This is a genomic window from Williamwhitmania taraxaci, assembly GCF_900096565.1.
GTDB classification, from domain to species: Bacteria; Bacteroidota; Bacteroidia; order Bacteroidales; family Williamwhitmaniaceae; genus Williamwhitmania; species Williamwhitmania taraxaci.
Map to the genome: position 1 here is coordinate 1 of NZ_FMYP01000115.1, position 6,372 is coordinate 6,372.

At 47.8% G+C, this 6,372-nt stretch carries 5 protein-coding genes and 1 pseudogene; 1 reads left to right on the forward strand and 5 read right to left on the reverse strand.

The genetic code is table 11. The features are described 5' to 3' along the window. Positions 1 to 110: 110 nt before the first annotated feature. The gene (locus tag BLS65_RS16895; protein ID WP_092440981.1) at positions 111 to 914 is read left to right on the forward strand and encodes a Fic family protein; all 804 of its coding nucleotides are present in this window, start codon (positions 111 to 113) and stop codon (positions 912 to 914) included. Between the two features lie 229 nt (positions 915 to 1,143). On the opposite strand, the gene BLS65_RS16900 is transcribed toward BLS65_RS16895, so the two are convergent. From BLS65_RS16900 to BLS65_RS18510, 5 genes and pseudogenes are all read right to left on the reverse strand, one after another. Beyond that, positions 1,144 to 2,973 carry a fibronectin type III domain-containing protein gene (locus BLS65_RS16900; RefSeq protein WP_125869933.1) on the reverse strand — a complete coding sequence of 610 codons (1,830 nt, stop codon included), beginning with the start codon at positions 2,971 to 2,973 and terminating at the stop codon, positions 1,144 to 1,146. Between the two features lie 52 nt (positions 2,974 to 3,025). Next, positions 3,026 to 3,793, reverse strand: coding sequence for a fibrobacter succinogenes major paralogous domain-containing protein (locus BLS65_RS16905; protein WP_092440983.1), 768 nt, complete (start codon positions 3,791 to 3,793; stop codon positions 3,026 to 3,028). A gap of 58 nt (positions 3,794 to 3,851) precedes the next feature. Beyond that, positions 3,852 to 4,622, reverse strand: a complete 771-nt coding sequence (locus BLS65_RS16910; RefSeq protein ID WP_125869934.1) for a fibrobacter succinogenes major paralogous domain-containing protein — start codon at positions 4,620 to 4,622, stop codon at positions 3,852 to 3,854. 63 nt (positions 4,623 to 4,685) lie between these two features. Further along, complete coding sequence (locus tag BLS65_RS16915) at positions 4,686 to 5,459, reverse strand: fibrobacter succinogenes major paralogous domain-containing protein (protein ID WP_092440985.1); 774 nt, start codon at positions 5,457 to 5,459, stop codon at positions 4,686 to 4,688. A 676-nt stretch (positions 5,460 to 6,135) separates the two neighbouring features. Next, a pseudogene (locus tag BLS65_RS18510) lies at positions 6,136 to 6,372 on the reverse strand (hypothetical protein); the annotation flags it as partial.

Here is a 6,372-nt window from a genome sequence, read left to right on the forward strand (position 1 = left end):
GAGTTCTCGGATTTGTTCAATTATTGTCATATCATAGAGACTTTCCACTAAGATAAGCAAATTTTTGCAACAACATTATCACTGAATAGAGCCGAGCCTTTGTAAGTGAGATGCATAAAATGATTGTAGATGGACTACAACCACCGCCTGAAGGAGAAGGCGACCTAACACCGGGGGAATACCGCAAGATCAACCTTAAAATTAACAAATCAATGCACCTTCCACCCGATTGGTTGAAAGTGGATGATTACATGACCGAATTGCTTGATTTTATTGAAAGGAAAGATAGTCCAAAGTATGATTTACTAAAAGCGGCCATTGCCCACCATCGATTCGTATGGATTCACCCATTTGGGAATGGAAACGGTAGAACTGTTCGTCTTTTCACCTATGCAATGCTTGTAAAAACAGGTTTTAACGTGAACGTTGGAAGAATAATTAATCCGACCGCAGTATTTTGCAGTAATCGAAACGACTACTACAACCACCTTGCGGAAGCCGATAGCGGAACCGAAAATGCAATGATTTCGTGGTCAGAATATGTACTTAATGGGCTGAAAGAAGAGATAGAGAAAGTAGACAAACTAACCGACTACACTTACCTGAAAAAGGAGATACTTCTTCCTGCCATTAACTACTCTCTAAGCAGGAAATATATCACCTATGTTGAGGCAAAAATACTTAAGAAAGTTGTAGAAAAACAAGCCATGCAAGCTGCAGACATCAAGGATATTTTTCTCGGAAAAACTGATGCAGAGGTGTCGAGACAGATACGAAGGTTAATTGATAGAAAAATGCTTATTCCCGAGAAAGAAGGAACAAGGAAATATGTCATTCGGTTTGACAACAACTATCTTCTAAGAGGCGTAATAAAACAACTGGGCGAAAAAGGATTTCTGCCCATCCAAGACTAAGTACTACCCTGCTTGCACATGAACACCACCAATACTATGCTGGAAGTGGGATGCCGCCAAGGCCACCATTAGCCTCACCGTTTCGGGACAAAAGGCAACTTCGGTAAGCATTAAGCTATACCATAAAACAATCGGGGTGACTTTTCGCTAAGAAAAGTCACCCCTTTAGTTCACTATCATATTGCCAAAACAGCGGATACAAGCAGACGAACTTCGGCAATTTTCACAACTAGTGCTTTACCAACAGCTGCTGCCGAGACACTCTTTTCCCATCATTTATCTCAACAATATAAACTCCATTATTATAACTACCCACGGGTATTACAACCGGTTCACCAGAACTCTTTAGCGTAACTTTTAGCATTCCGTAGTTATCCAATATACGAATAGTATACGAGCCAGCCAAGGTAGATCTTACCCCGAACGGTGCTGATGCAGCAGTGCTTGTTGATAAAAACGATGCCGTATTCTCACTACCGCCAATGGTCAATGTTACATTATCGGAAGCAGGGTTGGGGAAAATTCTGAAATCATTTTCACAGGGTGTCTCCGATACCTCTGCATGGCTTATTTCCGACACACCGCATGCATTTACAGCCGCTACATCTACGTAGTATACATGACCACAATTATGGAGTTGCCGATCAAAAATACAGCGAATTCTTAGTTCATCCTGCTCCAAAACACCATCTACATACCATCGGTACGACGTAGCACCTAGCATTGGAGCAATAGAAGCAGAACACCTCTTTGGTGGAGCATCAAAGCGAATAGAAATTGGGCCAGGTGTTGGAGAGCCTACAACAACAGGACATGTATTAGAGCAACTGCCTCCACACGAAATAATGGTAGCTGTAATAAATCCGGCACCATTGTCATTCGATCTAACAACATAACTATTGCTACTCTGACCCGAAACACAAACTATATTTAAACTGCTGCTCCACGAAACAGAACATCCAGAAGGCATATTGGTAACGGTGTAAGTAGCATTACTGAGAGAACAGACAGCAGATGGACCCGTTATTATTGGTTTAGGGATCGTAAGCGTTGCAACCGAAACCACACTACTACTGGGGGAAACTCCTGCTGCACCTACTGCCGTGGCGTAGTACTTGTAGGTGGTTCCGGCCTTCAGCCCGGTAACGGTATACGATGTTCCCGCAGTAGTATAAATTTCAGTAGCGGGGCTCTTCGTGGCATCATACACACGATAGCGAGTGGCGCCTGGTGAAGCAGTCCAACTTAGGGTAGTGCTACAATAGTCCGTATTGCTAAATGCTAGATTTGCTGGTGCTGCGGGCGGTGTTGTTACCGCTACCCCAGCCTTTGCGCTAGAGTTCCCGGCCAAATCGACAGCCGAAACCACCGGCGTGTATACGGCATTGGGCTGCACCGTAAAGGTGTGAAGGTTGTTGCTGAGCGTGGCATCGTATGATTTGCTATCCACCGTAGCTCCGTTTTGATTGCGCAGCGCTATGCCGTAGCTCCTTATTCCCATTACCCCAACAGTTTTATTGGTAGCGGAAGTATACTCATCGGAGCGGCTATCGGCGCAATCCCAGCTAAAGCTTACCGAGGTGCTCTTTGCTTCGCCCAGCTGCCGTATGGCTAGTATCTCGGGTGGAGTGTTGTCAATAATCAAACTAAGATCTCTGCCCAAATCAAATGATTGATCATTTCCATACCTGTCATTCGTTTTGAAGTAAGGACGAAAATGGTAGGTGTAATCTATCGTTCCAGCCGGAGGGCTAACTGTAACAAGAAACGTAGCCGTTTGCCCAATGGTTAGAACAAAGCTGTTTACGTCGATAGTAAACCAACTGGCACATCCGCCAAAGGTGGTTTCCTTATTAATAGAAACGGTAAAGGTATCGAGCACGTTACACTTTACCTGAACTTGAAACTGAGTGCTACTCCCCGCCTTCATGGGCATAAGGTAGCCCTTACTCTTCTCGGTCTTGGGGATTGATGCGGTGAGGTTATCGATAGCGCTAGCATTTCCACCAACTAGCACAACCATAGCTATGCAAAGCAAACTAAATAAAACATTCTTCATTTTTGGTTTTTGGTTGATTTTGTAAAAAAAAGTTAAAGCAAGAAACCATACATTAATCTTTAATACATCGAACGGACATTCCACAGGGTTTAGAAAACATCACTGTACCAAAGGAAAGAAAATCTGAACTTGAAGAAGAATACCATAAACTATAACTATCATAAATAGTTGAAGACCAAAAAAAACAAGTATATCCCACATGATCGAAAGATGGTTTTCCCGGACCTCGAGATCCTCCCGGCAGGGCGGTAAAGCCGCTGCTGTTGGTAGCCCGGTTGGCTCGGCCCCAGTGGAGCGTACCCGTCTCCCTCAGCTTGCCCCCAGCAACCGTATTTATTCCATTCTGGGTAATACCCTCCCCTGCGGCTACATAGGCTATAAGGGTATCCCACTCGGCAGCGGTGGGAATATGCCACCCCTCGGGGGCTAGGTTGCGGCTATCGAGCACCGCGTAGCCGTTGTAGAGCAGCCCAAAGGTGGCGATGGTATCGGGGTCGGAGGTGTTGTTGTAACTGCAGTAGCCGCCGGGTGTGTTATCGCTCAGCGGCCAGTCGGTGGTGGCCCCGTTGGGTATGGGGTCGCCGTTGCGGTAGCGGGTGGTGCGCAGGTTCTCGGCCATCCACGTTTGGGTGCCTATGGTTATGGTGCGGTACACGTTCCCCTCAATGTCGGTCATGGTGCCGTAGGTCTTGTCGGGGTTGAACACCGCCGTCGATTTCCCCACCCGTGGGGTATCGTCGTCCTTATCCTTGCAGCAGCTGGCCAGCGCCAAACTACCTACAGCAATCGCCGTGCAAACAACAATCATTACTTTTTTCATTTCTACTTTTTATATTTGGTTAAGGTTCAATACGCATTTTACAGTCCATGTTACCCACTTAATCTTTAACACAGCGAACCGACATGCCCACATCACAGGGACCAGCATGCCGACCAAAGGAGAGAAAGTCTGGAGTAGAAGAACAATACCAGAGCATACCATTCATATAAACTGATGCAGACCAGCAAAAGCCACCGTAGCCAACTTGCTCAAAAGAGGGCTTCCCCGGATTACGTACCCCGCCTGGAAGGTAGGTAAAGCCGCTGCTGTTGGTGGCCCGGTTGGCCCTGCCCCAATGGAGCGTGCCCGCCTCCCTCAACTTGCCACCCGCTATTGTATTTATTGGATATTGAGTCTGTCCCTCTCCTTCAGCCACTGTTGTCATTAGAGTATCCCACTCAACGTTAGTGGGAATATGCCACCCCTCGGGGGCTAGGTTGCGGCTATCGAGCACCGCGAAGCCGTTGTAGAGCAGCCCAAAGGTGGCAACGGAATCAAGATCGTGGGTGTTTTTGTAGCGACAGCAGGCACCGGGAGTCCCCTCGCCAAAAAGCCACTCGTCATTCTCCCCGCTTGGTATGGGATCGCCGTTGCGGTAGCGGGTGGTGCGCAGGTTCTCGGCCATCCACGTTTGGGTGCCTATGGTTATGGTACGGTACACGTTCCCCTCAGTGTCGGTCATGGTGCCGTAGGTCTTGTCGGGGTTGAACACCGCCGTCGATTTCCCCACCCGTGGGGTATCGTCGTCCTTATCCTTGCAGCAGCTGGCAAGCGCCAAACTACCTACAGCAATCGCTGTGCAAAGCAAACTAAATAAAACGTTTTTCATATTTTGGTTTTGGTTGATTAATTTGAGGATTTTTAGCACACGTCGTTGCTCTTAACATATTTCTTAATTCTTAACACATCGAACAGAAAAGCCGGCAGGCATAGTAAAAGCCATTTTCCCAAAGGAAAGGAAATCGGGGCACGAATTATAATAATATAGTATAAAGGAATCATACAAGGTAGCAGACCAGAAGTTACAGGTGTAGCCAACTTGATTGAAAGAGGGCTTACCTGGTCCTCTATGCCCACCCGGTAGCGCGGTAAAGCCACTGCTGTTGGTGGCCCGGTTTGCCCTACCCCAGTGGAGCGTGCCCGCCTCCCGAAGCCTACCTCCGGCTATCGAATTACTACCGTACATATCGGTAGTTCCCTCCCCTGCGGCCACAAAGGCTATAAGGGTATCCCACTCGGCAGCGGTGGGGATGTGCCACCCCTCGGGGGCTAGGTTGCGGCCATCGAGCACCGCGTAGCCGTTGTAGAGCAGCCCATAGGTAACGATGGTATCGGGGTCGGAGGTGTTGTTGTAGCTGCAGTAGCCGCCGGGGGTGTTGTCGCTCAGCGGCCAGTCGGTGGTGGCCCCGTTGGGTATGGGGTCGCCGTTGCGGTAGCGGGTGGTGCGCAGGTTCTCGGCCATCCACGTTTGGGTGCCAATGGTTATGGTGCGGTATACGTTCCCCTCAGTGTCGGTCATGGTGCCGTAGGTCTTGTCGGGGTTGAACACCGCCGTCGATTGCCCTACCCGGGGGGTATCGTCGTCCTTATCCTTGCAGCAGCTGGCCAGCCCAACGCTGTACAATACCATAGCAGCGCACAGCAGGTTAATCAATTGTTTTTTCATTTCTTTTCGGTTTTGGTTGGCGATGGTTGAAATCGTAAATCTTGTAGGTTCTCTGTAATCGAAATTACTCAATTAATCAAACACTCCAAGCAATTGTTTCATAAACTTCAAAAACAGTTAGTCGGTTTTTCACCTTACAACAACCCAAATTCCCAGCGCGCACAACCTTACCCGCCAGCCCAAGCAGGTGATGGTAAACGGGAAAACCCTAAAGGGCTGGAAGTGGGATGCCGCCAAGGCTACCATTAGCCTTACCGTTTCGGGACAAAAGGCAACAACGGTAAGCATTAAGCTGTAGCCACTACGCCATACCATAAAGCACCCGGGGTGACTTTTCACAAAGAAAAGTCACCCCGGGTGCTTTTTTCTATACACATGGCTGTGCTTCCAGAACGCCCACCAAACTCCGACCTTTTGAAACTAACCTCGTGAATGCACTAAAAAATCGCCCCAAAAGCCATGGCTCTTGGGGCGATTCTATAATATAAAGGGAACAACCATTATTGCATAGGCTACAAAAAACAGCTGCCCTAAACGCCTACTCTTTTATGACAGTATGGCTTTCCGTTTCATTTATTTTAAGTCACTACTGTCCGACTAAACTCTAAATATTCATTTATTGCCTCTGCATCCCAATAAACACAGGCAACGATTTTGATTATTAGAAAAGCACCCCTCAGAAAATAAGTTTAATTTGACCGTATAAATCTGGCGAACCTCGCTTATTTAAGTAGTCCCGCTTGGTGCTGCGGAGCAGCTCAAAAACATCGAGTAGGCTGATCAGGTGTATCCGGACTAGCGTTGCCACCACCGAAAATGCTTTCTGGGTGTTGGCCATCTTTTGGATCACGGTCATGAGCAGCTGGGCGATCAGCGTGCACCAAACCTGGGTGCGGATGGCATTTTCATTCTC